The organism is Fimbriimonadaceae bacterium, from assembly GCA_019454125.1.
Taxonomy (GTDB): domain Bacteria; phylum Armatimonadota; class Fimbriimonadia; order Fimbriimonadales; family Fimbriimonadaceae; genus JALHNM01.
The window spans coordinates 293,789-319,400 of record CP075365.1; the positions used below are offsets into that span (position 1 = coordinate 293,789).

General features: G+C 64.7%; 28 protein-coding genes, 1 tRNA gene and 1 riboswitch. Of the genes, 15 read left to right on the forward strand and 14 right to left on the reverse strand.

All coding sequences use genetic code 11. The features are described from left to right. Positions 1-32: 32 nt before the first annotated feature. The gene (locus KF733_01440; GenBank protein QYK56148.1) at positions 33-959 is read left to right on the forward strand and encodes a TIM barrel protein; all 927 of its coding nucleotides are present in this window, start codon (positions 33-35) and stop codon (positions 957-959) included. A 94-nt stretch (positions 960-1,053) separates the two neighbouring features. On the opposite strand, the gene KF733_01445 is transcribed toward KF733_01440, so the two are convergent. The 5 genes from KF733_01445 to dnaA all read right to left on the reverse strand — a co-directional run bounded on the left by KF733_01445 (position 1,054) and on the right by dnaA (position 5,067). Continuing rightward, the gene (locus tag KF733_01445) at positions 1,054-1,209 is read right to left on the reverse strand and encodes a hypothetical protein (protein ID QYK56149.1); all 156 of its coding nucleotides are present in this window, start codon (positions 1,207-1,209) and stop codon (positions 1,054-1,056) included. A gap of 20 nt (positions 1,210-1,229) precedes the next feature. Further along, positions 1,230-2,186 (reverse strand): prepilin-type N-terminal cleavage/methylation domain-containing protein, encoded by a 957-nt coding sequence (locus tag KF733_01450; protein ID QYK56150.1) that lies wholly within the window; start codon positions 2,184-2,186, stop codon positions 1,230-1,232. A 156-nt stretch (positions 2,187-2,342) separates the two neighbouring features. Then, positions 2,343-2,882 carry a hypothetical protein gene (locus tag KF733_01455; protein QYK56151.1) on the reverse strand — a complete coding sequence of 180 codons (540 nt, stop codon included), beginning with the start codon at positions 2,880-2,882 and terminating at the stop codon, positions 2,343-2,345. Positions 2,883-2,887: 5 nt separating this feature from the next. After that, complete coding sequence (locus KF733_01460; protein QYK56152.1) at positions 2,888-3,649, reverse strand: creatininase family protein; 762 nt, start codon at positions 3,647-3,649, stop codon at positions 2,888-2,890. Between the two features lie 32 nt (positions 3,650-3,681). Beyond that, positions 3,682-5,067 carry a chromosomal replication initiator protein DnaA gene (gene dnaA / locus KF733_01465; protein ID QYK56153.1) on the reverse strand — a complete coding sequence of 462 codons (1,386 nt, stop codon included), beginning with the start codon at positions 5,065-5,067 and terminating at the stop codon, positions 3,682-3,684. 196 nt (positions 5,068-5,263) lie between these two features. Between dnaA and KF733_01470 the strand changes: the two genes are divergently transcribed. Further along, positions 5,264-5,902, forward strand: a complete 639-nt coding sequence (locus KF733_01470; protein ID QYK56154.1) for a thiamine diphosphokinase — start codon at positions 5,264-5,266, stop codon at positions 5,900-5,902. Positions 5,903-5,996: 94 nt separating this feature from the next. Beyond that, positions 5,997-6,416, forward strand: a complete 420-nt coding sequence (locus KF733_01475) for an FHA domain-containing protein (protein ID QYK56155.1) — start codon at positions 5,997-5,999, stop codon at positions 6,414-6,416. Between the two features lie 4 nt (positions 6,417-6,420). Here the strand turns inward: KF733_01475 and purM are convergent, their stop codons facing one another. Continuing rightward, complete coding sequence (gene purM / locus KF733_01480) at positions 6,421-7,461, reverse strand: phosphoribosylformylglycinamidine cyclo-ligase (GenBank protein QYK56156.1); 1,041 nt, start codon at positions 7,459-7,461, stop codon at positions 6,421-6,423. A 68-nt stretch (positions 7,462-7,529) separates the two neighbouring features. Between purM and KF733_01485 the strand changes: the two genes are divergently transcribed. After that, positions 7,530-7,602, forward strand: a tRNA-Lys gene (locus KF733_01485). A 2-nt stretch (positions 7,603-7,604) separates the two neighbouring features. Here KF733_01485 and KF733_01490 read toward each other — a convergent pair. Continuing rightward, positions 7,605-9,743 carry an alpha amylase N-terminal ig-like domain-containing protein gene (locus KF733_01490; protein ID QYK56157.1) on the reverse strand — a complete coding sequence of 713 codons (2,139 nt, stop codon included), beginning with the start codon at positions 9,741-9,743 and terminating at the stop codon, positions 7,605-7,607. Between the two features lie 174 nt (positions 9,744-9,917). Between KF733_01490 and KF733_01495 the strand changes: the two genes are divergently transcribed. Then, positions 9,918-10,721 carry a zinc ribbon domain-containing protein gene (locus tag KF733_01495; GenBank protein ID QYK56158.1) on the forward strand — a complete coding sequence of 268 codons (804 nt, stop codon included), beginning with the start codon at positions 9,918-9,920 and terminating at the stop codon, positions 10,719-10,721. Here KF733_01495 and KF733_01500 read toward each other — a convergent pair. Beyond that, complete coding sequence (locus tag KF733_01500) at positions 10,654-11,676, reverse strand: stage II sporulation protein M (protein ID QYK56159.1); 1,023 nt, start codon at positions 11,674-11,676, stop codon at positions 10,654-10,656. The genes KF733_01495 and KF733_01500 overlap by 68 nt on opposite strands. A 128-nt stretch (positions 11,677-11,804) precedes the next feature. Between KF733_01500 and KF733_01505 the strand changes: the two genes are divergently transcribed. The 4 genes from KF733_01505 to lpxA are packed head-to-tail and all read left to right on the forward strand — an operon-like array spanning position 11,805 to position 14,670. Next, complete coding sequence (locus KF733_01505) at positions 11,805-12,659, forward strand: sigma-70 family RNA polymerase sigma factor (protein QYK56160.1); 855 nt, start codon at positions 11,805-11,807, stop codon at positions 12,657-12,659. 25 nt (positions 12,660-12,684) lie between these two features. Beyond that, entirely contained in the window at positions 12,685-13,383 is a 699-nt protein-coding gene (locus tag KF733_01510; protein QYK56161.1) for a VTT domain-containing protein, read from the forward strand. A 13-nt stretch (positions 13,384-13,396) separates the two neighbouring features. Further along, a complete protein-coding gene (gene fabZ, locus KF733_01515) occupies positions 13,397-13,825 on the forward strand; it encodes a 3-hydroxyacyl-ACP dehydratase FabZ (GenBank protein ID QYK56162.1) in 429 nt (142 codons plus the stop codon). Positions 13,826-13,830: 5 nt separating this feature from the next. Further along, complete coding sequence (lpxA, locus tag KF733_01520; GenBank protein ID QYK56163.1) at positions 13,831-14,670, forward strand: acyl-ACP--UDP-N-acetylglucosamine O-acyltransferase; 840 nt, start codon at positions 13,831-13,833, stop codon at positions 14,668-14,670. 124 nt (positions 14,671-14,794) lie between these two features. On the opposite strand, the gene KF733_01525 is transcribed toward lpxA, so the two are convergent. After that, on the reverse strand, positions 14,795-15,682 hold the full coding sequence (locus KF733_01525; protein QYK56164.1) for an OmpA family protein: 888 nt from the start codon (positions 15,680-15,682) through the stop codon (positions 14,795-14,797). 57 nt (positions 15,683-15,739) lie between these two features. Beyond that, positions 15,740-16,597, reverse strand: coding sequence for a flagellar motor stator protein MotA (gene motA / locus KF733_01530; GenBank protein ID QYK56165.1), 858 nt, complete (start codon positions 16,595-16,597; stop codon positions 15,740-15,742). Between the two features lie 204 nt (positions 16,598-16,801). On the opposite strand from motA, the gene mutL reads away from it, so the two are divergent. Then, the gene (gene mutL / locus KF733_01535; GenBank protein QYK56166.1) at positions 16,802-18,583 is read left to right on the forward strand and encodes a DNA mismatch repair endonuclease MutL; all 1,782 of its coding nucleotides are present in this window, start codon (positions 16,802-16,804) and stop codon (positions 18,581-18,583) included. Between the two features lie 71 nt (positions 18,584-18,654). On the opposite strand, the gene KF733_01540 is transcribed toward mutL, so the two are convergent. Together KF733_01540 and KF733_01545 are read right to left on the reverse strand one after the other, a co-directional pair. Next, entirely contained in the window at positions 18,655-18,921 is a 267-nt protein-coding gene (locus tag KF733_01540) for a flagellar biosynthesis anti-sigma factor FlgM (protein QYK56167.1), read from the reverse strand. Positions 18,922-18,945: 24 nt separating this feature from the next. Next, a riboswitch (cyclic di-GMP riboswitch) is annotated at positions 18,946-19,021 on the reverse strand. Positions 19,022-19,125: 104 nt separating this feature from the next. Beyond that, entirely contained in the window at positions 19,126-20,880 is a 1,755-nt protein-coding gene (locus KF733_01545; GenBank protein ID QYK56168.1) for an Rne/Rng family ribonuclease, read from the reverse strand. Between the two features lie 224 nt (positions 20,881-21,104). On the opposite strand from KF733_01545, the gene KF733_01550 reads away from it, so the two are divergent. Next, positions 21,105-21,224 (forward strand): prepilin-type N-terminal cleavage/methylation domain-containing protein, encoded by a 120-nt coding sequence (locus KF733_01550; GenBank protein QYK56169.1) that lies wholly within the window; start codon positions 21,105-21,107, stop codon positions 21,222-21,224. Positions 21,225-21,326: 102 nt separating this feature from the next. Here KF733_01550 and KF733_01555 read toward each other — a convergent pair whose 3' ends face one another. Further along, a complete protein-coding gene (locus KF733_01555) occupies positions 21,327-21,998 on the reverse strand; it encodes a class I SAM-dependent methyltransferase (GenBank protein QYK56170.1) in 672 nt (223 codons plus the stop codon). A 105-nt stretch (positions 21,999-22,103) separates the two neighbouring features. On the opposite strand from KF733_01555, the gene KF733_01560 reads away from it, so the two are divergent. Then, positions 22,104-23,228 (forward strand): hypothetical protein, encoded by a 1,125-nt coding sequence (locus tag KF733_01560; GenBank protein QYK56171.1) that lies wholly within the window; start codon positions 22,104-22,106, stop codon positions 23,226-23,228. Here the strand turns inward: KF733_01560 and KF733_01565 are convergent. Beyond that, the gene (locus KF733_01565) at positions 23,225-23,920 is read right to left on the reverse strand and encodes a VOC family protein (protein ID QYK56172.1); all 696 of its coding nucleotides are present in this window, start codon (positions 23,918-23,920) and stop codon (positions 23,225-23,227) included. The two genes, KF733_01560 and KF733_01565, sit on opposite strands and share 4 nt — an antisense overlap. 123 nt (positions 23,921-24,043) lie before the next feature. Between KF733_01565 and KF733_01570 the strand changes: the two genes are divergently transcribed. The 3 genes from KF733_01570 to KF733_01580 all read left to right on the forward strand — a co-directional run bounded on the left by KF733_01570 (position 24,044) and on the right by KF733_01580 (position 25,588). Continuing rightward, the gene (locus tag KF733_01570) at positions 24,044-24,667 is read left to right on the forward strand and encodes a PEP-CTERM sorting domain-containing protein (protein QYK56173.1); all 624 of its coding nucleotides are present in this window, start codon (positions 24,044-24,046) and stop codon (positions 24,665-24,667) included. A gap of 82 nt (positions 24,668-24,749) precedes the next feature. Then, positions 24,750-25,346, forward strand: coding sequence for a DUF1211 domain-containing protein (locus tag KF733_01575; protein ID QYK56174.1), 597 nt, complete (start codon positions 24,750-24,752; stop codon positions 25,344-25,346). Positions 25,347-25,363: 17 nt separating this feature from the next. Next, on the forward strand, positions 25,364-25,588 hold the full coding sequence (locus KF733_01580) for a hypothetical protein (GenBank protein ID QYK56175.1): 225 nt from the start codon (positions 25,364-25,366) through the stop codon (positions 25,586-25,588). The last annotated feature ends 24 nt before the right edge of the window (positions 25,589-25,612 follow it).

Here is a 25,612-nt window from a genome sequence, read left to right on the forward strand (position 1 = left end):
AATGTCCGCCCTCCGGGTGTAATCCGACCTAGATGTCAGACCGTCCTTCGCGGCGCCAAGTGGTGAAAGGGGGGATCGCCCTGATGGGCGCCCCGCTCCTGAACCTGGCCGCCAGGGCGGAAAGGACGCCCCCGCCTATGGAACCGATGCCCTTCTCGCTGAAATATGCCCCCCACTTCGGGATGTTCTCGAACCACGCCGGGGACGACAAGATCGCCCAGCTCCAGTTCGCCGCAGACGAGGGCTTCAAAGCCTGGGAGTGCAACGAGATGAAGAGCTTCCCGGTCGACGAACAGGAAAGGATCGCCAAAAAGATGGACCAGCTCGGCATGACCATGGGCGTGTTCGTCGTGAACCTCGGCACCGCCTGGTCGGCCACCCTCACCACCGGCAAGCAGGACTCGCTCGACAAATTCTTGGACGAGTGCCGCACCTCGGTGGACGTCGCCAAGCGGGTGAACGCCAAGTGGATGACCGTCGTGCCAGGCACCTGCGCCCACTGGCTGGAAATGGGCTACCAGACCGCGAACGTCGTCGAGGCGCTGCGGCGCGGCGCCGAGATCTTTGAGCCGCACGGGCTCGTGATGGTGCTCGAGCCGCTCAATTACCGAGACCACCCCGAACTGTTCCTCACCAAGGTCGCGCAAGGCTTTCAAATCTGCCGCGCGGTCGATAGCCCCTCCTGCAAGCTTCTGATGGACCTCTACCACCAGCAGATCGAGGAAGGCAACCTCATCCCGAACATGGACCTCGCCTGGAGCGAGATCGCCTACTTCCAGATCGGGGACAACCCGGGTCGGAACGAACCGACCACGGGCGAAGTGAACTATAAGAACGTTTTCGGCCACATTCGGGCCAAGGGCTTTACCGGGGTGATGGGCATGGAGCACGGCATCGCCCAAGCGGGGAAGGAGGGCGAGCGCGCCCTGATCCAAGCCTATCGCAGCTGCGATTCTTAAGCTCGCTGCTTTAAAATCCTTCCGGATCGGAGCCCTGGCGAGAAAAGACCTGCCCTCCCCCCGATAGCGTGGAGGGGAGGGCAGGTGCGCGGCCTTAGTTGACCCGGCCTTCGCCGGGCTCGAGCGGCTCGTTCTTGATGAACTCGTCGTTGTACTGCTTCTGGGCGTTGAATTCTTCCTGGATGGCTTGGTCCGAGCGGCCCATCCGGTCCTCGCACCCGACCAAGGCGAAGCCGGCCGCAACGACCACTATCAAGAGTAGGGACCTCATCATTCCAGCGCCCACATCGGCCACGATTTAGTCCAGACCGGAGCGTTGTTGAGCGAGAACCCGCCGGAGTCGATACCGCATCCCCAGCCGATGCTCGAGACCGTGTACTCGGCGCGAGACGGCGTGTTCTCCAGGAACTTGCGGATGTGCATCGTCCGCGCGCTGCCATCGGCCGTTCCTATGGTGATCTGGTCCATGAACGGGTACTTCGTCTTGTCGATCTCGTTGTTATAGACGCAGCCGAATCTGCCGACCTTAGTCATGAACGAAGGGATCCAGAGGTCCTTGATCGCGACCGGATAAGCAGTCTGGCGGACTTGGAAGGACGGCGTGAGATAGACAGAAGAAAACGTGACGTTCGGATTGAACAGCTCCATCAGCATCATCGCAGCGGAAAGGTCGGGGACGGCCGTCTGGCTCCCGCCCAGGAAGCTGTCGCGGAACTGGCCGCTGTCGTTCGGGCCCTTTCCGTAGGTGTTCAACGAGCCGGTCAAGGCCGTGTTGATGGCCATCGTGCCCCCCATCTGGCCGCAGCCCGACCAAACTCCGCCCGGGCAACTTGGAGTGTCCAGATCCATCGGGGGCCGGGCCGAGTGCTTGAAGATGTCCACACTCTTCGTGTAAGGCCGCACCCACTTCTGCCAGGAGTAGTGGTTCACGCGGTAGAAGTACGGAGCGCCGAGGCAACCGACGCCGAACCGGCTATACGTTTTCTTGTTAAGATCGGGGTTCAGCGACGACTGGTCGACACAGTCGTCCTGGCGCGGATAGATGTCGTTGCTGTCCGTCGCGTACATCAAGATCGCAAGCCCGAGCTGCTTCGTGTTGCTGATCATGGTCGTCTTTTTGGCGGCGACCTTGGCCTGGGCAAATGTGGGGAAAAGGATCGCTGCAAGGATCGCGATGATCGCGATGACCACGAGCAACTCGATAAGGGTAAAGGCCTTACGCTTCATAGAAGAGCTCCTTCGGAGGATAGCGGCCCAAGAACCACTACCCCCCGCAGATTGCCCTGTAGCTTGAATAGGCTATGTTAATAACCTGTTAACAGTCGGGACCGACATACCCGGCACGCGCCAAAACCACCCCAAAATCCCTAAGCGGGTGGGGCCTTAGAACCGGACGAGGCCGTACTGCAGCTGGACGCTGAAGCCGCTGAAGTTCAGCCCGTCATAGCTCGGCATGACGTCGTAGCGGGCGCTGACCGTGAACCGCTCGCCGACATTGATGCCGACCTCGGCGTTGGCGTTGAAACCGATCCGCTTGGCCGATTCGCGCCGGACGCCGGTGACGTCCACCGCGTAGTCGATATAGCTCAAGCCGCCGCGCACGGCGAAGTAGGGCCTCGTCATGTTGCCCGCCATGCCGATGGGTTGCACGAGGCCGATCGAGCCGGCCAGCATGAACACCTTGTTGCCGTCCCGCTCCTTGCTGAAGCCGTTCCAGTCGAAGCCGATATTGCGCTTCTTATAGCCGTCGACCTTGATCCGCGACGCGCCGAAGCTGAACCAAGACGCGCCCAGGCGGTCGCGAAGCGTGGAGTCCGAGGGGAGGAAGAAGCCGACCGAGACCCCGCCGTAATTGTCCTGGGCGAGGGCCGAGACTGCCATGGCGAGCGCGAGTGTGCCGGCGACGAAACGTCCGTGCGTCATCCCCGCTAGCGTACCGGATTCGGCGGCAGGCTCTGGAGGGAAACTCCCTCGGCCATGGCCTTAAGTTGCGCGGTCAGGCCCTCTACGGCGGCCTCCAGGATCGCGCGGCCCGTCTCCGGATCGGCCAAGGTCGCATAACCATACGAGCCCTCCTCGCTGACCTCGTCGAAGTTCCAGGCCAGGCCTTTGAGGCTGGGGTCCGCCAAGCCGTCGTCCCGCAGGCGCCCGGTGCGCACTAGGTCGGGGGCGACGTGCATCACCATGCTGGTCTCCGCCTCGCAAGCGTGCCGGATCGAGCGGACCGGCCCCCGCATCGCCTGCTCGAAGACCTCGGGGCCCACAAAGTCCGAGTACATCGCGTGGCCGACCACGACCTCTTCCCGCCCAGCCTTCAGGCGGCGGCAGGCGATGTCGTTCGGCGCGGCGTTGCCGCCGTGGCCGTTGACGACGAAGAACTTCCAGAACCCTTCGCGCGCCAAGGAGTCGAAGACCGCGGCGAGAGCGAGGTCGTATCCCTCGAAGCTCGCCGAGAGGGTGCCCGCGAAGGCGAGGTGGTGCGCGCTCGCGCCGAGCCAGACGGCAGGGGTCAGCAGCACCTGGCCCGGCAGGGCCTGCTCGGCCCGCGCGGCCACGTGGCTGGCGAGGAGGGTGTCCGTGCAAAGCGGCAGGTGCGGCCCGTGCTGCTCGATCGAGCCGGTCGGGACGAGCACCACGACGTCGCGGGAGAGGTCCCGCACTTCCTGCCAAGTCATCCGCTCAAGAACCATCGCTACGGTGAGTTTAGAGCGAACGGACGCGCCTAGATTTCGGGGAAGAGGTTGTTGATGAGCAACTGGACCGAGGCGTTCAGCTCCTTGTCCCGGTTCATCATCTCGCGGATCTTTCGATAGCCGTGCATCACGGAGGTGTGGTCGCGGTTGCCGAAGAGCGCACCGATGTGCTTCCACGAGTCGCCCGTGATCTCACGGGTGACGTAGACCGCCACGTGGCGGGCATGGGCGATGGGCGCCTTGCGACTGGAGCCCTTGATGTCCGAAGGGGGGATTTTGTAGTGCTTGGAGACGCTGTCCAGGATCTGGTCGAAGCTCGGCTTGGCCGCGCCGATGTTGCGGTAATACTTTTCGACCACTGCTTCGGCCAGGCCCAGCGTGATCCGCCCGCCGTCGAGGCTCGCCTCGGTGGCGATCTTGATGAGCGCGCCCTCCAGGATGCGGACGTTCGAGTGGACGGACTCGGCCAGGTACATCGCGACCTCGTGGTCCAGCTGGATGCGGTCCTGCTTGGCCTTGCTCTGGAGGATCGCGCAACGGCACTCCGTGTCCGGCATCTGCACGTCCGCCACGAGACCCATCTCGAAGCGCGACCGAAGGCGCTCGTCCATCAGGAGCAAGTCGCGCGGAGGGCGGTCCGAGCAAAGGACGATCTGCTTGCCCAGCGAGTGCAGGTAGTTGAAGGTGTGGAAGACCTCCTCCTGGGTGCGTTCCTTGCCCGCGATGAACTGGACGTCGTCCAGAAGCCAGACCTGCACGCCGCGCTGCGCCTTGCGGAACGCCTCGATCCGGTTCGACTGGAGCGCGTGGACGAACTCCTCGGCGAACTGCTGGCCGGTCATGTAGACCACGTGCGCCTGCGCGTTGTGGCGGTGGATCTCGTGCGCGATCGAGTGCAGGAGGTGGGTCTTGCCCAGCCCGCACGACCCGTAGATGAAGAACGGGTTGTAGCGGACCCCTGGCGCCGAGGCCACGGCCTTGGCCCCCGCGTGGGCGAGCCGGTTGCTCTGGCCGACCACGAAGGTGTCGAACCGGTAGCGCTCCGACGGTTTGAACGCGGGTTTGGGCTCGACCGTGATCGGTTGCCGACTGATGACGCCGACCTCGGCCTTGGTCGGCTCGGGCTTGCCGCGCTGCTGGATGCGGATGTTGAGCTTGATGGAGCGGCCCAACTGCTCGGAGAGCTTCGCCTCCAAGAGCTCCGCGTACTTCTGGCGCACCCACTCTGCGACGAAGCTGCCGGGAGCGTCGAGGATCACGGTCGTCCCCTCGGTCTCGGCGGGCGTCAGCGGAGAAAGGAACTTCTCGAAGGCGGTGTCGGGCAACTCGGGACGCACTTCTGAAAGCACCTGCTCCCAAGCGTCACGCAAGGTGACGGCGTCCTCCCGGTCCATCAAAGAATATTGGTCAGACATCGATCGGCAAGTCCAGGAAGAGGCCCCTGGGGTGGGCGAGTATACACACGGGATGCCGCCACAAATGGCAGGGGACTTGTGGAAAATTCCGAGGGATGAACCTGCAGTCGTAAGACAGCCGCACGATCTTAGGCCAGGACGCGATAAAAAACCTTTTGACGAAAGGCGGTGTGCCCGGGACGGATAAACTTATGAGGTGCAGCGACGGGTCCTCGGGGTTCTGGGGGGAGGGGAGACCCCAGAGCCGATGCTCCGCGCCTGGACCGAGTCCGCGGACGTGGTCTACGCCGCGGATTCCGGTGCGAACCGCCTGATCCGCATGGGCTTCACGCCGCACGTCATCGGCGACCTTGACTCCTTCGACCCTTCCTTACACAGCCCGGACATCCGCGTCGTGCAGGACGGCGACCAGCATCGCACCGACTGCGACAAGCTCCTTGACCTCGCCATGGCCGAAGGTGCCACCGCCCTCACCCTGATCGAAGCCGAGGGCGACCTGCTGGACCACGTCATGGCGACCCTCTCCAGCCTGGGTCGGTCCGCCCTGCGGGGCCGCATCGTCTTGCGACGGGCGATCGCTTGGAAGTTGGCCCCGGGCGACCAGGTTGCGGTCCCCGCCGTGCCGGGGGGCCGGGTCTCGCTCATCCCGCTCGTCGCCTCCACCGGCATCTCCCTGAGCGGCGTGCGGTGGCCGGTCGAGGACGCGGCGATGGAGCCGGCCGGCTTCCTCAGCATCTCCAACGAGGCCACCGCGGACCGGGTGGTCGCTTCGCTGGGAGCGGGCCTCGCCTACCTGTTCGTCGAAGCGCCGACCCCGGCCGAACCGGCCTGGTGAGTCAAACCAGCGACAAAAAGCGTCAATCCTCCTACGGATTAGGCCCGGGGTAACCTGGTGGGGCCCCCAATCTTTACCGAGGAAGATTTAAGCGATGACGAACGACGCTCAAGAACTCGAGCCGATGGTGGAAGAGATGGAGCCGATGGCCGAGGAGACCTCCGAGGCCGCGGCCGAGCCGGGGCAAGCCCGGGGGCGGCTGACCGTGGTCCGCGCAGGCGTGGAGACCGAAGAAGTCTTCGAGTTCGCGCCGCCGGCCCTCATCGGCCGTTTCGACCCCGAAGTGGGGCCGATCGACGTCGACCTCGGGCCCTTGCCGGAAGGCTCCTACGTCTCCCGCAAGCACGCCCGAATCGAGTGCGCCGACGGGGTCTGGACGATCACCGACCTCGGCTCGTCGAACGGCACCTACATCCGCCGCGACGACTTCGAACGAGTCGAATCGGGCGAGATCGAGGACGGGAGCGAGATCGCCCTCGGCAACGCGCGCCTGCTCTTCCACGTCCTCGGCTGAGCGCCTAGACGAACTGGACGTCCTGCGACCCGGTGCGGAGCTGGCCGATCTCCGCCGCCGCCTCGCCCATTTCGTTTAGACGTCGGACCAGTTCGGACGCGGCGTCCGCGGAGACGACCGCGACCATGCCGATGCCCATGTTGAAGACGCGGTACATCTCGTCCTCGGGCACGTTGCCTTGGCGCTGGATGAAGCGGAAGATCGGCAGCGGCTCCCAAGCGCGCTTTGAGATCTCCGCGCGCATGTTGGCCGGGATCACCCGCGAGAGGTTGCCCGCGATGCCGCCCCCGGTCACGTGGGCGAGCGAATAGAGCCCGGGCAAGTCGTCAATGATCGGCAAAAGCGGCTTGGCGTAGCACCGGTGCGGCTTCAGCACTTCCTCGCCGATCGTGACCTCCGAATCCGGCATGGGGTCGCGGACGGAGAGGCCCCCCTGCTCGAACAGGACCTTGCGGGCGAGGCTGTACCCATTGGTGTGGAGGCCGTCGCTCGCGATGCCGATGATCCGGTCGCCCGCCTGCGGCCGGATGCGGGGAAGCCGCTTGTCCGCCTCCACAACGCCTGTGATCGCGCCGACGATGTCAATCTCACCGTCGTGGTAGACGCCGGGCATCTCCGCCGTCTCACCCCCCACCAAGGCGCAGTCCACCTGGAGACACGCTTCGACGGCGCCCGCGAGCACCTGCTCGAAGATTGGCCCGCTCAGGCGCGAGCAGCCGAAATAGTCAAGGAAATAGAGGGGCCGCGCCCCTTGGCAGAGGATGTCGTTGACGCAGTGGTTGACGATGTCGAACCCGATGTTCGAGAAATCGCCCGCCATCGCCGCGACCTTGGTCTTGGTGCCGACCCCGTCGATACTCGTGACCAGCACGGGCTGGCGCATCTCGGAGAAGACGGCCGAGAACATAGCCCCGAAACCCCCGATGCCGCCCAGCACGCGCTCGTTGTGGGTCTCGCGAATACGGGGCGCGACGATCCGCAGGACGCGTTCCGCTTCGCCGACGTCGACTCCCGCACTGGCGTAGGTCATGCCAAGGTCGCTCACAGGGGCGTTTTACCCCCGGGCCTGCAAGGCTCAAGAATGAGGACTCGGGTAGATTCCTTCTTCGCAACGAGCCGGTAGCTCAGTTGGTAGAGCAGCGCCCTTTTAAGGCGCGGGTCCTGGGTTCGAGTCCCAGCCGGCTCACATTACGGGTCGATCGGGTGTCGAGACCGGTCAGAGGGCGCCTTCTTCTTCGGCCCAAACTGCTTCGCCAGGTCGAACCCGATCAGCGGCTTAAAGACGAGGGTCGCGCAGCCCCCTTTCTCAAGGTCGATCTCAGCGGTGGCAGCGGAGGCGATAGACCCTTCCGCGCCGGCCCTCAGCCTCGCCGTGGCTTTGTTGGCCAGGCTCGCCAACAGACCGTTGGCCGCGAACGAGACTTCGACCCGACGCTTGGCCGGGGCCAGGTTCAGCACCGTCACCGCACTCTCGTCCCGGCCCCGCCGCTCGAAGGCGAAGAGCCCGGTCCGGTCGTCGGCCGCGAGCAGGCGGTACTGCCCCTCCTGCAAGGCCCTGACCCCGAGACGGAGCTTCACGAGGTCTTGGTAGAACGTGAAGAGGCGGACGTCCCACGTCCTTTTCGTCCAATCCATGGTGCGGCGACAGTCCGGGTCCGCGCCGCCTTCCATGCCGACCTCGTCGCCATAGTAAATGCTCGGCACCCCGGGATACGTGAACTGGAGCATGGCAAGTTGCCTCACCTTGTCCATGTCCCCTTTCGCCACAGTCTTGATGCGCGGGGTGTCGTGGCTCCCTAAGAGGTTGAACATCGCATGCTCCACCCCCTTGGGATAGGAATCTCGGAGAGAGGCGAGACGGAGGCCCATCTCTTTGGGAGTGATCCGGTCCTCGACGACGCCGTCCAGGACGATGCGACGCCAGCGATAGTTCATCACGCTGTCGAACTCGTCGCCGCGCAGGAACCGGCGCGCGTCCCCCCACACCTCCCCAAGGAGGAAGGCGTCCGGATTCGCCCCGCGGACGGCCGCGCGGAAGCGCCGCCAGAAGCCCTCGTCGACTTCGTCGGCGACGTCCAGACGCCACCCGTCGGCCCCCATGTCCTTGATCCAGTAGACCCCGACCTTGGCGAAATATTCCTGGACTTCGGGATTGTCCCCGCGTAGTTTCGGCATGCTGCTCACGCCCGCGAACGTGGCATAGGTTTGCTGCCCTTCTTTCACTTCGACCGGGAACCGGTGGACCGTGTACCAATCGCGATAGGCCGAGCCTTCCCCTTTCTCGCGCAAGTCCTTAAACGCAAAGAAGTCGGGGGATGAATGGTTGAAGACCCCGTCGAGGACGAGCCTTATGCCGATCGCCTTTAGCCTCGCGGTCAAGGCCTTAAAGTCGTCCTCGTCGCCGAACCTTTCCGTGATCTTGTAGTAGTCGACGGTGTCGTATGCGTGGTAGGAACCGGCCTCGAAGACCGGGTTCAGATAGAGCGCGTTCACGCCCAGCTCGTGCAGGTGGCCCAGGCGCCTGGCCACCCCTGCGAGGTCGCCGCCAAAGTCTCCGCGCAGGTTCTTCGTACTGCCCCAGGGCTCAAGCCTTTCTGGGTCGTTGTCGGAGCGGCCGTTCTCGAAGCGCTCCGGGAAGATCTGGTAGAAGACGGTCCGGCCCACCCACTTGGGAACGTTCGGCAACGGCCACCCCTTGGCGTCGATCTTGAAGCCCTCGCCTTCGGGCCAAAGCGTCTCGCTCGGGCCGTCGGTCACTTGGAACCGGTAGCCGACCGTCTCGGCACTGGTGGCGGCGTCCCCCTCCCAATAGTCGTAGAGCTGGTCGCTTTCGGTCACCTGGAGCTTCGCGGTGCCGCCGCCGTCCAGCACGACGGAGACCGACTGGACGTCGGCGTGCCGTGTGCGCAGCCGGAAGCGCCATAGGGCCGCGTCCCGACGGACGACGTCGCGCGCATCTGGCGAGTGGGCAAGGGCCTCCATCGTGACGAACCCGTCCCCGACCACGCCGGGTTGCCCGTCGAAGAACGGCGGCACGACCACGAGCATAGAGTTCGTGTTGCCGTTCGAATCCAGCACGGCGGGCGCGCTCGGGTCGGGGACCCATCTCTTTCCGTCCTCCACGAAGCGGTACTGATAGACGCCCGGCGCGATCTCGACCGTGCCGCGCCAGACTCCGTCCGCGCCCTTCGCGAGCGGGTTTCGACCCCGGTCCCAGTTGTTGAACTCCCCGGCCACCGCGACGGAGACGAGCTCGGTCTTCGGCTTATAGGAGAACGAGACCTCGCGCATCGAGGACATAAGCAGGGCCGACGCGATGATCAGCACGGTCAATTCTGACGACTGGTGGCGGGGCCGGTTCGTGGACCCTTTGGGCCTTTCGCCTAGCTCGGGGTTCCTCAAACCAGCGGCCTGCGCCACCGGCCCCGAGTGCCGGACGCCCGCTTTGAAGGCGGCCAAATGTGAACTCTCTGGGCCTTCCGCCTCGTCACTCTTTATCTAATGGAGAAGCTGGTCAGCTTTCTCGGCGTCCTCGCCCTGGTCCCCATCACGGGGGCGGGCGTGGTCTGGATGGTCCACCGAATGGTGGCCGGCGACGTCGGCGCTCTCCAGGGGCTGGTCGGGATCGGTTGCCTCCTCTCTTGCCTCGGCCTTGCTGCCGTCTCCGGGAGCTTGGTCGTGACCGCGACGGTGGCGCTCGTCCTGCTCGCCGTCATGGTCACACTCCCCTTTGCCGAAGAAAAGCTCGCCTTTGCCGACGTGGACGCAGTGGAGGTCGACCGGTTGGAACGCATGCAGGAGGCCCTGCGAGAGCGGCCCGACAACGCCGCCGCCTGGCTCGCCCTGGCGAAGGGGATGCACGATTTCGGCCTCCGCGGCCAGGCCGTCGCCGTGGCCGACCGCGTCTTAAGCGGCATGTCCACCAGCTACGACCCGTTCTCCAACCGCAACCAGAGCGACATCTTCGCGAACGAGGCGCGGCTCTTGGCGCGGTGGAAGGCCGAACTGCGGCCCCGAGACCTCGCCCCCGTGCCCTGCCCCCGGTGCGGGAGCGCGAACGAGCCCGGCTCCATCGCCTGCAACCAGTGCCAGGGGCCCTATGTTCTGGACGTCGTCCGGCTTCGCACGAGCCGGTCCCGCGTCTTGGGGCGGATCGTGGTCTCGTTCGGCGTGGTGGCCGTGACCCTCGGGTCGGCCGCCCTCATCGGGCTCAGCGTGCCCTCGCCACTAAATATCTTTACGTTGTTCGGGGCGCTCGTTCTGGCGGGCGGGATCTTGGCTTGGCTCTTCCGTCCCCAGTGGTGACCTCGCGGCCATAGCCCACGAAGTAGGCGCCATAGGCCAGCATCGAGAGGGCCGCGACCCCGACCTTGGCTTCCTGGGGGACGGCCGGGCTAAAGCTGAAGAAGCCTTCGATAGGGGCAGCGATCACGATCATGACGAGGCCCACCACGAGCAGACCAAAGGCGTCCTTGCCCGCTTCGGCCAGGGCCTGGCCCCTCGTGCGACGCCCCGGACGGACGACGGCCCAACCCAAGACCAAGCCCCCGCTACCCGCAATGAAGAGCCCCCCGATCTCCGAGACGCCATGCGGCGCGACCGAGGACAGGAGGAAGCCGAGCTTGCCCACCGAGTCCATCTCGGCCGCGAGCGCGCCAATGATGGTGCCGTTCGACCACGAGATGTACACTGTGCCGAGCCCCAGGGTCAAGAGGGAAACCGCGTTCATGAGGATACCGACCCGCGGGTTGTTCCCCGCATAGAGCGCGGTCATCGCGATGGACTGGCCCCCTTCGCGCTCCTTGAACTGGCCCTTCTTCCACTCCGTGAAAAGCTCCTCCATTTGCGAGGGCACGAAGTGTTCGCGGTAGGCGGGCGCGCCCTTCACGACGCCGAAGGCGAAGAACGACCCCGCGAAGAAGATCGAGGCACAAAGGGCCACGGCCCACCACTGGCGGCGGACCACCCGCGCCCCTTCCTCCACCAACCCCGGCAGAGACCGCCAAAACGACCGGCGGGGCCGCAAATACAGCTGGCCGTAGGCGCGGCTCACTATGGCGTTCAGGTAGTCGATCACCTCGACGTTGCTGGTGTGGCTTGTGAGGTAGGCGAGGTCGGCCGACGCCTGGCGGTATAGCCGGACGAACTCGAGGACTTCTGCGCCCGAAAGCCGGTCCCAACCGACGTCCACACGGTCGCCTAGCTGCTTCAATCGAATCCAGCCCGCAGACCTCCGGTGAAGGATCGCCTCCTCGTTCATCGAACTCTCTGCATTGTCGCACGTCCGAAGGGGAAGAGGAGCCGCTACGTCGCGCAACCGGGCGGCGTAGTAACTTGTATCCGGTACGGCACGGAACTTGCCGTACTGGAGGAGGAGGAGTTTAGGCCATGGTGTCTCGCGAGGCCTTTGGATACGATGACCAGCTGCCAAGTTATCTTGGTCGGCTGACTCAAACACCCCTCCTGACGGCCGCGGAAGAGATGACCCTCACCCGGGCCGCCCAAGCGGGCTGCTCCGACTCTCGGAAGCGGATCGTCGAGGCGAACATGCGCCTGGTGGTGAACATTGCCAAGGGCTACCGCCACCGGAGCATCTCGCTGGAGGACCTCGTGCAGGAGGGGGCGATCGGGCTGCTGCAAGCCATCGACCGCTTCGACCCGGAGAAGGGCTTCCGATTCTCCACCTATGCCACCCACTGGATCAAGCAAGCGATCGCCCGAGCGATCACGGGCAAGACGAGCGCGATCCGCTTGCCCGCCCACGTGAGCCAAGCCCTCCGCAGGGTCGAAAGAGAGCGGCAGATCGCGGTACAGCAACTCGGCACGGAACCTTCGTGCGAGCAGCTGGCCGAGCGCCTCGGCATCAGTTCGAGCCGCCTGCGAACGCTCCTGCAGTGTTCGCAGGACCTCGTGAGTCTGGACATCCGGGTCGGCGAGAACGATTCCGCCACCCTGGGCAGCCTCATTAGCGACGACAACGCGATCGACCCCGAGGCGGAGGCCCTCAACTCGGAGGCGATCGAAGAGATCCTCCATGCGCTGAGCGAGCTCACCGAACGCGAACAGAAGGTGATGGCCCACCGGCTCCGGATCGAGGAAGGGGGCGGGGACGCCGGACGCGACGAACTCTGTGACGAATTGAAGCTGAGCCGAGAACGGATCCGCCAGATCGAAGTCTCGGCCGTGAAGAAACTGCGCCGCTTGGCCCAGCGGCGTCGGACCCTTGGCTTTGGCACCGATTGACGGTCCAAACATAATCGCCTGAAGCATGGACAACCCTTCCCTGATCGAGGTTCTTTTGCACCTGGACAAGCACCTTGGATCGGTGATCAACCAGTACCAGGGATGGACTTACGCGATCCTTTTCGGGCTGATCTTCTGCGAGACCGGCTTCGTGATCATGCCCTTCCTCCCGGGCGACACGTTGTTGCTGGCCGCGGGGCTCTTCGCAAACCCGATTCATGCCCAGCTGAACATTTTCACGCTGCTTTTCCTGCTGACCGCCGCCTCGATCCTGGGCGACAACACGAACTTTTGGATCGGCCGCTTCCTCGGGCGCAGCCTCTATAGCAACCCGAACTCCAAAATTTTCAAACGCTCGCACCTGGAACACGCAGAGCAGTTCTTCGAGAAGCACGGCGCCAAGGCGATCATCCTCGGCAAGTTCTTGGCGGTCGTTCGCACGGTCGTCCCGTTCGTGGCCGGCATGGACGCCATGCCGTACCGAAAGTTCTTCACGTTGAGCGTCATCAGCGCCTTCGTCTGGGTGTGGACGTGCACCCTGGCGGGCTATTTCCTGGGGCAGATCGCGTTCGTGCGCGATAACTTCGAGTTAGTGATCCTGGGCATTCTCGGGCTCACCGTGCTGCTCGTGGCTAAAGAAGCCTACTTCTCGCGCCGGGAGAAGCACCGAAAGGCGGTGGCTTTGGACGCGCGTGATAAACTCGGGCAGACCGAAGCACCCTGAAACGGTCTGCGACATGGACGTTAACGAAATCATGCGGCTGTTGCCGCACCGCTATCCCATGCTCCTAGTCGACCGAGTGGTCGACATCGAGCCTGGCAAAAAGTGCCGCGGCATCAAGAACGTGACCATCAACGAGGCGTTCTTCAGCGGCCACTACCCTGGACTGCCCATCATGCCCGGAGTCCTCATCGTGGAGGCGATGGCCCAAGCCGGCGCGGTCATCTTGCTCTCCGAACCCCGGTTCGAAGGCATGGTCCCCCTCATCGGCGCGATCGGCGAAGTGAAGTTTCGACGCCAGGTCGTTCCCGGCGACGTGCTAGTCTCAGACGTCGAACTCTTGTGGCTGAAAAGCGCTGTTGGGCGGATCAAAGCGGTGGGACGGGTGGAGGACGAGATCGCAGCCGAAATGGAACTCACCTTCAAGTTAGTGCCGCGAGATTGACCCCCTTGACCCGAATCCACCCTACCGCCGTCGTCGATCCTGCAGCCGAGCTGGCTGAAGGCGTCGACATTGGGCCCTACTGCTTCGTCGAGGCGGGCGTCGTCATCGGCCGGGAGACCCGGCTGGAATCGCACGTGACCGTGCGGGGCGGAACCACCATCGGCGAAAGGAACGTCTTCGCCCAAGGGTCCGTGATCGGCGGCGATCCCCAGGACCGCAAATGGGCGGGCGAGCCGACCTACCTGAACATCGGCCACGACAACGTCTTCCGCGAGTACGTGACCATCCACCGGGCCACGGGCGAGGGCAACGCCACCGTCGTGGGAGACCGCAACTATCTGATGGCCTTCGTCCACCTGGGCCACAACGTCACGATCCACAACGACGTGACCATGGCCAACTCGGTGGGAGTCTCGGGGCACGTCACGGTCGAAGACCTCGTGAACATCGGGGGGATGACGGGCGTCCACCAGTTCGTCCGCATCGGGCGGGTCGCGATGGTCGGCGGGATGTCGCGAATCGTCCGCGACGTGCCCCCCTTCATGCTGGTCGAAGGGCTGGAACAGACCGTCCACGACATCAATGCGGTCGGCCTGCGCCGGATCGGCGTCACCCAGGAGGCGCGCCTCGCCCTGCACAAGGCGTGCAAGCTCCTCTTCAAGTCGAAGCTGGGGCTCTCGGACGCCATGGAAGTCGTCCGGCGGGAAGTCCGGCCGACGCCGGAGATCGACTACCTCCTCTGGTTCCTTGAACGGCTCTTCCGGGGCAAGAACGGACGCGGCGACCAAAACCTGGAGCCCCACCCCCCACCGCCCCTGGCGGGCAGGGCAAGCCAGTTGCAGTGAAGGCAGCTTTTAGGTGTTCCCGAGTCATGCACTTTTCCTATCAATTGGATCGGCATCGCGCTCGAAAAGATGCCCCGGTCCGCGCCGACGACGGCAAGGTCCTGCGCATCCAGACCGAATACGCCTACTCGCGGCGAAGGTCGACTGCGTCCGGCCCCGCCGGCTTGGGAACCCGGAACACGCCCTCGACCGATTCGCGTGAGACGTCAGCCGGGAGCCCGGCGATCGTCGCCTGCTTGAACGAGTATGGGATCAGGATCGAGACGCGTCGGTTGCTGAAGTGATTGGGGTCCTCAGGCCGGCGGGGCTGCCGCGCCGCGAACCCTCGTACTGCCAAGAACTGCTCCTCCGGCACCCCCCCAGAGCGGAGGAGCCGACGCACCGCGTTCGCCCGGTCGTGGCTCAAGTCAAAGTTGTCGTAGTTCGCGGTGGGTAGCGGGCGGGCGTCGGTGTGGCCGTCCACAACCATCTCTCGGCCCGTCTTCGCGAGGATCGGTGCGATCTTCGCCAGGATCTCGCGGGCGGCCGGCCGCACTTCGGCTCTCCCCAGCTTGAAGAACACCTCGCTGTTCTGTTCGTTCTCGGTGAGCTCGACTATGACCCCGTCGGGGGTCAGCTTCACTTCGACGCCCTTCGACTCCAGAAGTTTCCTCGAAGCAGGGTCCGACTCGGCCGCCTGTTCGATCTGGTCGCGAATGGCCCGCATCACGGCGACTTCCTCTTTCTCCTTGTCCGCGGCGCCGGCCTGACCCATCGGGCTGCGAAGGGTGCCGCCCTCGGGGCCCACGTTCACCGACAGCTTGGGCGGGTTCTTCATGAACCCGGCGGGGTCGCGAAAGTAACCCTGGATCACGTCGCGGGTCTCCTGCGACATCCCCATGATCCACATCACCATGAAGAAGGCCATCATCGCCGTGACGAAGTCGGCGTAAGCCACCTTCCAGGCACCGCCATGGTGACCGTGGCCCTGGACCTTCTTCTTCTTGATAATGATCGGGGTTGCTTCTTGCATGGGGATTGTTCGGGTTAGTTCGGGTTGGTTCGGCTGAATTCCTATTGCGCACTCGGGTTACGCCGCATCCTTTTCCTTGACCGCTTTCTCGAGCTCTTGGAAGCCGGGGCGGATGCTGGGGTCGATGTTGCGGCGAGCGAACTCGACACACGTGATCGGGCTCTCGCCCCGGGCAAAGCTGAAGAGGGCGTACCGGATGCAGTTCATGTACGAGCTAAGCGCCTTGTTCTTCGTGGAGATCGCCTTCGACATCGGGGCAAAGATGACGTAGCCCGCGAAGATGCCCATGAACGTTCCGACCAGGGCCACGCCGACGGAGTGGCCGATCCCGGCGGGGTCGCCGCCGATCTTGCCCATCGTGATGATGATGCCGAGGACGGCCGCGACGATGCCGACGGCGGGCATGGCGTCGGCGATGCTCTGGAGCGCTTCGACCGGGCCTTCTTCCTCGTGGTGGGCGACCTCAAGGTCGAGCTCCATCATCTCGGCGAGGTCGTGGGGGCCGACCGCGCCCGTCAAGATCACCTTCATTGTGTCGCAGAAGAAGTGCTCCGCATGGTGGTTCGCGAGGAAGCTGGGGTACTTCTTGATCACATCGCTCTCGTGCGGGTTCTCGACGTGCTTCTCAAGGCCGAGGAGCCCCTCCTTTCTGGCGATCGTGAAGAGCTGGTACATCATCTTCAGCAGGTCGACATAGGCCTGCTTGCCTGGCGGCGGCTTCAAGAGGCCAAGGACCGCCTTGATCGTCGATGTCAGCATCGGCATGCCGTAGCTGGCAAGGAAGATGCCCACGGCCGCCCCCCCCAGGATGATGATCTCGGTGGGCTGGATCAAAATCCCGACGTTGCCGCCGTGCATGGTATAGCCCAGCAGCGTCGCAACGATGCCGACGACGATCCCGATGAAGGCGAACATGGAGAGACTTAGGAGAATTGTCGGGACGCCAGCCCTGGCTTTCCAGTGGGGACACTCCGGTTTGGGCCCAACCCCCGCAGTAGACTCCGGATGGGGAAAACCAGGGGCGGCGAAAGGTTTTTGGGGCCCGTCTAGACTGCTACACTAATTGGCTTTTTGGCCACAACCGCTGTTGGCGGCCCTGACCCAATCTCCCTGTCGCTTATGCCCGAGCCGATCCGCCTCCTTGATCCCCACACGATCAACCAGATCGCGGCGGGCGAGGTCGTGGAGCGCCCGGCCAGCGTCGTGAAGGAACTGGTCGAGAACGCCCTGGACGCGGGCGCCACCCGGATCCAGATCGAGATCGAGGAGGCGGGGCGCAACCTGATCGAGGTCTCGGACGACGGTCACGGGATCCCTTCCGAGGCCATCCCGCTCGCCATGGAGCGGCATGCGACCTCGAAGATCCGTCGGGCCGCCGACCTCTTGCGGGTGGAAAGCTACGGCTTCCGGGGAGAGGCCCTGCCCTCGATCGCCTCGGTCGCCCGGTTGACCCTGGCCTCCGGCACCACGGACGGGTTGCGCTACGAAGTCGTGGCGGAAGACGGCAAGCTGGCCGGCCCCGACCCGGTTTCTGGCCCCAGGGGGACGACCGTCCGGGTCGAGCGGCTGTTCGGTTCGACGCCGGCCCGGCTCAAGTTCCTGAAGACCGACGGCACCGAGTTGGGCGCCTGCGTCGAGGCGGTCGGCAAAGCGGCCGTCTCCCGGCCGGACGTGCGGTTCGTCCTGAAGCACGGCGCGCAGACCCTGGTGGCGACCTCCGGCTCTGGCGACCCCGCCACCGCTCTCGGCGAGGTCTGGGGCCGGGAAGTGGCCAAGGCCCTGGTGCCGGTGGACGCGATGGCCTCCGGCGTGCGCGTGCGCGGCCTTGTCGCCCCGCCCCACTTCACACGGCCCACACGCTCCCAGCAATGGTTCTTCGTGAACGGGCGGCCCGTCCGGTCGCGGACGCTGCAAGCGGCGCTCGACCAGGCCTTCCGCTCCTTGACGCCGGAGAAGCGGTTCCCCGTCGCCGCGATCTTCGTGGACGCCGACCCGGCCCGGCTGGACATCAACGTTTCCCCGACGAAGAGCGAGGTGCGCTTCCAGCAAGAGGGGGCGGTCTTTGACGCCGTCCGGCGGGCGGTCACGTCCGCCTTGCTCGAGCACGGCATGGTCCCGACCCTGGGGCAGGTCGCTGAAGTGAACCAGGCCCTGACCGCGGCCCGGCCGCTCCCCTTTGGCGCGGACCCCGGTTTGCGCATCGAGGCGGGAGGGGCGCCTGCCCTGGGTGCGCTCTCTTTGCTCGCCCAGCAGCCGCTTTTGCCCGTGAACGGGACGGCCGCCCTGGACTACGCGGCAGCCCCGGCCACGCTGCCGGGCCTGCTGGAAGGTCTGCGCGTCTTCGGCCAAGTCGACGCCACCTTCATCCTTGCCGAGAACGCGACGGGCGTGCTGATCATCGACCAGCACGTGGCCCACGAGCGCATCCTCTTCGAGCGGTTGCGCAACACGCGCGGCGGCGGTGCCGTAGAGACCCAAGCCTTGGTCGCGCCGGAAACGCTCCACGTCGGCGCGGCCGGCGCAAAATGTCTGGCGGAAAGGCTGGACGAGCTTCGCGCGGTCGGCTACGAGCTAGAGCCGTTCGGCGGAGAGAGCTTCGTCGTACGCGCCGTCCCGGCGCTTTGGCGTGGGCGCTCGCCCTTGGCCGCGCTGCGGGACATGGCGGAAGAGCTCGTCGACGGCGCGGGGCAAGGCTGCCTTTCGCAACTGCGCGACGACGTCTTTGCGATGGCCTCGTGCAAGATGGCGGTGAAAGCGGGCGACCCGCTCGCGATCCCGGAGATGGAGCGCCTCCTGCACCAACTCGCAGAGACGGAGAACCCCTATTTCTGCCCTCACGGCCGCCCGATCACCTACGTGCTCCCGAAAGGCGAGCTGTACCGAAGGTTCAAGAGGTGTTGAGGGGCGTTCAGGTTAGTTCGGGTTGGTTCGGGTTAGCGGGCTCGCGCACGCCCACCCGAACCAACCCCGCCTCACCGGATCCGGTCAGCCTTGCCGCGCCGGATCATCGCGTCCACGATGTCGTCGCCCGACACGTTGTACGTGCCGGCTTCGATGCGCGCCTTCAGTTCGGCGACCATGTCATCACGGTCGGGCGTTTCCGCCACTCTTCGCGTGACGGCGGCGATGAGGTCCGCGTCCGTTAGTTTGATCACTGCCGTGTCCACCTCGTTCTCGGTGGGGGTGACTCGCGGCCCGTTGGCCGCGACTTTTTCCAGTTGTTCCAGCGAAATTTTCATAAGCCTCCTTCAATCTATCCTTTGCGAGGCAACCCGGCTGTCTGCGTGAGACCCGTGGCTTTGCGTGATCGGGGTCGCCCCCGTCTTGCCCTTAAACTGCCAAGGCTTATTGTTGCTAGTAGGTATGACGGGACGTCCCGGCGACCTCTTTAGGGTGCGCCCGTAAGAAAAATGTAAGAAAAGAGGACACCCCGTTTTTCTGAGTCACCTTCCGGCCAAGATCACGTCCGCGACCGCGAACGCCCGGCGGATGTCTTGCAACACCACCTTCACGCGCCCGCCGACATGGCTCGCGCCGTCGAGCAGCTCGACGTAGTAGCCCGTGTCGGTCCAGCCGATGACCTTGCCCGCTTGGTCCAGCGCAGAACGGCGCACGTTGCACTCCAAAACCTGGGCGCGGCGGAACCCCATGTGCCGCCGGTCCATCTCCTCCATGTTGCCCGTCTCGATCTCGAAGTCTTCGAAGTCGTAGTCCGGGTTGGCGCGGATGTAAAGCCCCCGCTTGAGTTCGTGCTCGAGTTCCTCGATCGCCTCGCCGTCCGCCCCGATCAGGCTCTCGACCACGGCCGGGTGGCATTCGACGTAGAACGCGTTGCCGCTCTCGTTGAGCTTGCGCCGCATCTCGCGCTCGATCCAAAGCGCGACGGTGTCGCTGCTCGCGATGCGCCCGCGCCCTTCGCACGTCGGGCAGATGTTCGTGATGGCCTCGGTGACGCTCTCGCCGGTCCGCTTGCGCGTGATCTCGATCAGCCCGAGCGAGCTGATCTTCCCGACCCGGGTGCGCGCCCGGTCGCGGGCAAGGATCTTCTCAAAGTAATCGCCCAGCTTCTTGCGGTCGGCCGCCTCGTCCAAATCGATGAAGTCGATGACGATGATGCCGCCCATGTCCCGCAACCGAAGCTGGCGGCAGACCTCGTCCGCCGCTTCCAAGTTCGTCTTAAGGATCGTCTCGTTCAAGCTCGTGGTGCCGACCGCCTTGCCCGTGTTGATGTCGATCGCGGTGAGCGCCTCCGTCTCGTCGACGACCAAGTAGCCGCCGCTCTTGAGCCAGACCTTGTGCTCCAGCAAGCGGTCCAGTTCCTTCTCTATGCCGTAGTGGTCGAAGATCGGCTCCTCGCGGTCGTAGAGGAAAATGCGGTCGCGCAGCTTCGGCGCGACGATGCTTGCGACAAGCGAGACCTTCTCGTACTCCTCGGGGTCGTCGATCACGAGCTTGTCGATCTCGTCGCCGAAAACGTCGCGGATCGTGCGGTAGAGAAGGGTTTGGTCGCGGTGGACGACGGCGGGGGCGCGGAGGCGCTTGGCCGCTTCGAGCACCTGGCCCCAAAGCTGCTGCAGGAAGGCGACGTCGTTCTTGAGCTCGGTCTCGGTGCGGCCCTCGCACTCCGTGCGGAGGATGAGCCCAAAGCCCTCGGGCAGGATCTTCTCGCCGATCTTTCTCAGGCGCTCACGTTCCTTGCGGTCCTCGATCTTGCGGCTGACGCCCACGTGGTTGCCTTCCGGCATCACGACCACGTAGCGGCCAGGCAGGCTGATGCGGGTGGTGACGCGGGCGCCCTTGGTGCCGCGCGGCCCTTTGGTCACCTGCACCATGAGTTCCTGACCGGGCTTGATGAGTTCCTTGATCTTGCGGCGCCGAAGCTCGCTTCGGCGAACGCTGGCCGGGCTGTTGTCGCCCATGTCGTCCGGAATGATGTCTGCGACGTAAAGAAAGGCGTTGCGCTCGAGCCCGATGTCGACGAACGCGGCGTCCATGCCGGGGAGCACGTTCTGGACGATGCCCTTGAAGATGCTGCCGACGACGCGCTCTTCCCGCTCGACGCGGTACTCCATAAGCTGGCCGTCTTCCAGCACGGCGATGCGGGTCTCGCGGCTGGCGCAGTTGACGACGATTTCGATGCGCTCTGGCGGGGCGGCCAGGTTGACGGCGCGTTTCTGGGGTTTTGCTCTTCGGCTCAAGGCTGTTCCTTATGGCCTCCACGCGGGCCAGGCGGACCGGGCCGGCATCCTCAGGCGGGACGACACGTCCGCAACGCCTTTGGGTGGCCACACGATCGTAAGGAAGGATACCGCCGGTTCCCCAAAGATTGTCTCCACGTTGGGACGGCGAAGAGAACGCGTTCGAGCCTTAGGGCAATGGGTATTTAGTCCCGTTTAGGGGGCCACGGCTGTACTATTCGCTTGTGGGTCGAACCCCGTGCGCCCGGTACGGTTTCACGCTCGTCGAAATCCTGACGAGCATCGCGATCATAGCGATCCTTGCGGCGCTGACGTTCTCCATGGGGCAACGCGGGGCGCTATAAGCAAGGCTTCGCCTCTTGGGACCAGCAACGCCAGTACTGGGCCGGCCTGCTCCTTTGGCTGGACGGCAAGGGCCCCAAGCCCACAATGAACCCCTAGGCCGGTCAGTCCTTTAACTTGAGGACCATGGTGAGGCCGTCGCCGATCGGCACCAAAGTCGCAAGCGCCTTGGGGTCGGCGAAGGCTATTCGGTTCGTCTCCCGGATCGCGACCACGTTAGGCTCCGAGTTCTTCGGGTCGGCCACGCGCCCGTCTGCGATCGCGTTGTCGAAGCAGAGCACGCCCCCCACGCGCAAGAGCCGCATGCAGCGATCGTAGTAGCCGGGGTAGCCCTCCTTCTCCGAGTCGATGAAGGCGAAGTCGTAGTGGCCGCTCGCCCCGCTCGCGATCATCCGGTCCAGCGTGTCGAGCCCGGGGCCAAGGCGCAGGGTGACCTTGCCCGCGACCCCTGCCTCCTCCCAATAGCGCTTGGCCACGGATGTGAACTCTTCGCTCAGGTCGCAGCAGTCGATGTGGCCGTCCTCGGGAAGCGCCATCGCCACCGCCAGCGAGGAGTATCCGGTGAACGTCCCCACCTCGAGCGCCTTCTTCACGCCAAGGGCCTGCACCAGGAACCGGAAGAACTGGCCTTGCTCGGGCGCGATTTGCATGTCCGCGTCGAAACCGCCAGCCCTCGTCTCCTCGCGGAGGCGGCGCTGAAGGTCGGTCTCCTCGACCGTGTGCTGGACCAGGTAGTCATGGAGCTCCGGGCTCAGACCGTGCGAGCGGGTGGACATTGCGTCATTCTGACAGGAAGGGCCCCTCCCTCACAAATTCCTCACGAGCCCTCGGTAACATCCCGGCACTGAGCCGTTTGGCCCAGGAAGGGAGGAAATGTTCAGATGAATATCGTCCAGCGGACTCTCGTCCTCGCTGCCGCTGCGGTGCCGTGGATCGTGGCCTCGACCCAAGTGCAGTCGATCGCCTATCCGCGCCTGCCTCAAACGCCCTATGTCTATAGCGACGCAGGCGTGCGCTACCCAGCCCACATCCTCGGCCCCGGGGTGCCGGGCAGCCTTCTGATCGACGACAACACTCCGGCCAACAACCCCATCACCGATGCGGGCGCGACCCTCGGCCGCGTGCTCTTCTATGAGACCCAGCTTTCGCGCAACGGCAAGGTCTCGTGCGGGAGCGGCCACCAGCAGAAGAGCGGCTTCAGCGACCCCGAGCGGTTCAGCCGTGGCCTGAACGGCGGCCTTACGAACCGCCACTCGATGGGCTTGGCCGACGCCAGGTTCTATCGCAACGGGAGGTTCTTCTGGGACGAGCGCGCGGCCTCCCTGGAGATCCAGGTGCTGATGCCCATCCAGAACGAGGTCGAGATGGATCTGACCGTTCCGGAAGCAGTGTCCCGCGTCCAGGCCCTGCCCTACTACAAGCCGCTCTTCCAAGCCGCCTTCGGCTCGCCGGAAGTCACCAGCGGCAAGATGTCCCTGGCGATGGCCCAGTTCGTCCGCTCCCTCGTCTCCTATCGCTCGAAGTTCGACACCGCCTTCAACGCGAACGGCCAGCCGAACTTCCAGGGCGTCTTCACGGCCCAAGAGCTCAACGGCCTCAACATCTTCCAAGGCCCCGGCCAGTGCAACCGCTGCCATGTCGCGAACGGGCAGATCGCGACCCAAGCGCGCAACAACGGGCTGGACGCGGTCACACCGGACGGCGGCCGGTTCAAGGTGCCGTCGCTGCGAAGCGTCGAGCTCCGCGGCGCCTTCATGCACGACGGCCGGTTCTCGACTCTCCAACAGGTGGTCGAGTTCTATAACAGCGGCGTTCAGAACAACCCGAACCTCGACCCCATCATGCGGGGAGGGAACGGCCAACCGCGAAGGCTCAACCTCACCCAGCAGCAAAAGGATGCGCTGGTGGCGTTCCTCAAGACGCTCACCGACCAAGGCCTGCTGACGGACCCCCGGTTCTCGGACCCGTTCGTCCGGCCCGCCGGCGAGCGCCTGGTCACCCCCTAGCCTCTCTTCCTCAAGACCTGGCCGAAGGCAATGTCGTGCCCCTCCAGGTCTTGGACCCCGAACTCCCTCGTGCCCCAAGGGGTGTCGTAAAGCGTGAAGTCGATCGGCGCCCCTTTCTTTTGCACCTCCGCGTACATCGCGCGGGCGTCGTCCACCCAGATATAGGCGTTGTTGGTCTTTCCCGCGATCTTCCAGTTGGGGGTGATGGCCGCGCCGTGCGGCACCTGGGCCAGCATCACGGTAGCGCCTCCCCTCCTCACCATCCCAAAGGTCGGCGGCTCGTTGAAAAGCTCCGCGGCAAAGCCGAGCTTTTCTTCCCAGAACTTTGCCGCCTCGACCACGTTGCGAACGAGCAGGACGGGGGCGACGCTGGTCACGAAGGGAGGGAAGCCGTCCGGGCGCAACGGGTCTGCGCTCTCCGTGCCGACCGTGGTCTTCCACACGCGCACCCGCCACTCCTTGACGAGGCCACCCGTGACATAGGGGTCGCCTTGGGCGAACTCTTCGACGACGGCGGCGGACTCCGCCCGGAAGAAGAGGACGGCCTGGTCGGCCGGGTCTGCGAGCGCCCCGCCCATCTGCAGCGTGCCGGCCAGGTGCGCACGCCAGGCATAGTCCAGGTGCGACTCGCGGAACTCGCCCCGGCGCTCCAGATAGTCGTCGGAGACGTCGTAGAACAGCAGAAAATCCATCGCGGCCCGTATACCCGGATTCGTTATGAAGTGCGAACCTGAACAGTTTTCATGCGGGGCGGGGACGCGTAACGTAAGGCCCCGTCTCCTGCATCGAAGCTAGCGACCCTGAGGTCGTCTGCTATGAAAATTGTCAAGGTTTCAACTCTAGCCACCCTTCTCGCCCTCGCCGGATCGGCGTCGGCCATCACCGACCCGGTCGGGGACTTCATCCCCACCTACACCGGCCCGCAGGCGGGCGACGTCGACGTGACAAGCGCCAGCGTCCAATACGACGGCACGAGCTTCATCTTCCACGCGGAGATGGCGGCCAACATCGGTTTGACCCAAGGCGCGCTCTACATCTGGGGGCTGGACCGCGGCCAAGGGACCGCCCGGTTCTTCCCGGACCTGCCGCAGACCGAGCAGATCAAGTTCGACAGCGTCCTCTTGATGCGGCCGGACGGGTCTGCCACGGTCAACCGTATCGTCGGTGGCGGACAGACCAACTTCGACCCGGGCTCGGTGCTCATCTCGGGCAACCGCCTGAGCTTCACCGTGGCCGCGAGCGAGTTCCCCACGCTCGGGCTTTCCCCCGACAAGTACACCTGGAACCTCTGGCCCCGCGTCGGCACCGGCCAGAACAGCCAGATCAGCGACTTTGCCCCGGACACCACGAACGCCAGCGTCGAGGTCGTGCCCGAGCCGGCCACACTCACGTTCGTGGGTGCGGCGGCTTTGGCGCTGCTCCGAAGAAAGCGGAAGTAAGCGGACGCCACGGCGTCGAAAGACTGTCCTCTTGCATGGCGGGGCTCCCAAAGCCCCGCCTTTTTTGGTAAACACCCAAGCCGTGCAAAAGAGCCGTATGGAGGCGTTCAGCGATGGGGTGCTCGCCATCATCATCACGATCATGGTGCTGGAGCTGAAGATCCCGCCCCAGAGCGACTTTTCTGCCCTGCGGGAGATCGCCCCGTTCTTCTTCAGCTACATCCTCAGCTTCGTGTTCCTCGCGATCTACTGGAACAACCACCACCACATGCTCCAGGCCGTGCATAGAGTGGACGGGCGCGTGCTTTGGGCGAACATGCACCTTTTGTTCTGGCTCTCGCTCGTGCCCTTCGCCACCGCATGGATGGGGCACAGCACCTATTCACCGGAAAGTGTGGCGGTTTACGCCACCTTGTTGCTCCTTTGCGGGATTGCCTACTCGATCTTGCAGAACACCCTCGTCCGGAGCCACGGGCGCGAGTCCGCCTTTGCCCGGGCGCTCGGCAACGACTTCAAGGGCCGCGTCTCGCTGCTCTGCTATGCGCTGGCCATCGCCTGCTCGCTGGTCCAGACGTGGGTGAGCGTCGGTCTCATCATCGTGCCGGCCCTGCTCTGGCTCGTGCCAGACACTCGCATGGAGCGCGCCGTCGTCGAAGAGCGCGCAAAACGCGAATCCTAGACCTTCATAATAACGGCATGGTCGCATGGCTTGCCGCCCTCGCCCTCGGCACCGCGCAGGAAGCCCCTGACCGGGACAGTTTCAGGCGCTGGCTCGCCTTCATCCAGCCGAGCGAGAAGGAGCAGGCCTACAAGCTGGTCGGCTGGCGTAACAAGTTCTGGCCCGCAGTCGAAGAGGCGAGGAAACTCGGGCGGCCTATCCTCTTCTGGACGATGAACGGCCACCCGCTCGGCTGCACGTGAAACAACGGCGTCCGTGGACGCCAA

What these genes read in the sequence shown, in the direction of transcription:
- KF733_01440 (QYK56148.1), top strand. Translation starts at nt 33, where the DNA reads ATGTCAGACCGTCCTTCGCGGCGCCAAGTGGTGAAAGGGGGGATCGCC.
- KF733_01450 (QYK56150.1), bottom strand. Translation starts at nt 2,186, where the DNA reads ATGAAGCGTAAGGCCTTTACCCTTATCGAGTTGCTCGTGGTCATCGCG.
- KF733_01455 (QYK56151.1), bottom strand. Translation starts at nt 2,882, where the DNA reads ATGACGCACGGACGTTTCGTCGCCGGCACACTCGCGCTCGCCATGGCA.
- KF733_01460 (QYK56152.1), bottom strand. Translation starts at nt 3,649, where the DNA reads ATGGTTCTTGAGCGGATGACTTGGCAGGAAGTGCGGGACCTCTCCCGC.
- dnaA (QYK56153.1), bottom strand. Translation starts at nt 5,067, where the DNA reads ATGTCTGACCAATATTCTTTGATGGACCGGGAGGACGCCGTCACCTTG.
- KF733_01475 (QYK56155.1), top strand. Translation starts at nt 5,997, where the DNA reads ATGACGAACGACGCTCAAGAACTCGAGCCGATGGTGGAAGAGATGGAG.
- KF733_01495 (QYK56158.1), top strand. Translation starts at nt 9,918, where the DNA reads ATGGAGAAGCTGGTCAGCTTTCTCGGCGTCCTCGCCCTGGTCCCCATC.
- KF733_01500 (QYK56159.1), bottom strand. Translation starts at nt 11,676, where the DNA reads ATGAACGAGGAGGCGATCCTTCACCGGAGGTCTGCGGGCTGGATTCGA.
- KF733_01505 (QYK56160.1), top strand. Translation starts at nt 11,805, where the DNA reads ATGGTGTCTCGCGAGGCCTTTGGATACGATGACCAGCTGCCAAGTTAT.
- KF733_01510 (QYK56161.1), top strand. Translation starts at nt 12,685, where the DNA reads ATGGACAACCCTTCCCTGATCGAGGTTCTTTTGCACCTGGACAAGCAC.
- fabZ (QYK56162.1), top strand. Translation starts at nt 13,397, where the DNA reads ATGGACGTTAACGAAATCATGCGGCTGTTGCCGCACCGCTATCCCATG.
- KF733_01525 (QYK56164.1), bottom strand. Translation starts at nt 15,682, where the DNA reads ATGCAAGAAGCAACCCCGATCATTATCAAGAAGAAGAAGGTCCAGGGC.
- motA (QYK56165.1), bottom strand. Translation starts at nt 16,597, where the DNA reads ATGTTCGCCTTCATCGGGATCGTCGTCGGCATCGTTGCGACGCTGCTG.
- mutL (QYK56166.1), top strand. Translation starts at nt 16,802, where the DNA reads ATGCCCGAGCCGATCCGCCTCCTTGATCCCCACACGATCAACCAGATC.
- KF733_01540 (QYK56167.1), bottom strand. Translation starts at nt 18,921, where the DNA reads ATGAAAATTTCGCTGGAACAACTGGAAAAAGTCGCGGCCAACGGGCCG.
- KF733_01555 (QYK56170.1), bottom strand. Translation starts at nt 21,998, where the DNA reads ATGTCCACCCGCTCGCACGGTCTGAGCCCGGAGCTCCATGACTACCTG.
- KF733_01560 (QYK56171.1), top strand. Translation starts at nt 22,104, where the DNA reads ATGAATATCGTCCAGCGGACTCTCGTCCTCGCTGCCGCTGCGGTGCCG.
- KF733_01565 (QYK56172.1), bottom strand. Translation starts at nt 23,920, where the DNA reads ATGGATTTTCTGCTGTTCTACGACGTCTCCGACGACTATCTGGAGCGC.
- KF733_01570 (QYK56173.1), top strand. Translation starts at nt 24,044, where the DNA reads ATGAAAATTGTCAAGGTTTCAACTCTAGCCACCCTTCTCGCCCTCGCC.
- KF733_01580 (QYK56175.1), top strand. Translation starts at nt 25,364, where the DNA reads ATGGTCGCATGGCTTGCCGCCCTCGCCCTCGGCACCGCGCAGGAAGCC.